Here is a 273-nt window from a genome sequence, read left to right as displayed (position 1 = left end):
AACAAAGGTATAGCTGCCGTCGGCGTTGAGGGTCAGCGCGCCGTAGCCCGCAAGCGTGGCGGTCTGGCCGGCGGCCCAGGTGGTATTGCCCACCGTAAACGATTTCACCGTCAGCGCGTCGCCGTTCAGGTCGCTGGCGCCCGTCAGCAGATTTTCGCCGTTGGTAAGCGTTGTGTCTTCCGCCGTGCTGCCGGTTTTAGCCAGGCCGACCTGCGGCGCGTCGTTGACCAGAGTGAGGGTGACCGTCGCGGTTTCGGTTTTGCCGCCGCTGGT

1 protein-coding gene is annotated in these 273 nt (G+C 64.8%); it reads right to left on the bottom strand.

Annotation, left to right across the window (positions count from 1 at the left end):
- The coding region (locus tag FDW88_RS22360; protein WP_137363377.1) for a cadherin-like domain-containing protein at nt 1–273 on the bottom strand (273 nt) is incomplete at both ends.

This window comes from Citrobacter sp. wls829, from assembly GCF_005280825.1.
Classification (GTDB): domain Bacteria; phylum Pseudomonadota; class Gammaproteobacteria; order Enterobacterales; family Enterobacteriaceae; genus Citrobacter; species Citrobacter gillenii.
This window is presented reverse-complemented; position numbering and strand designations above follow the sequence as displayed.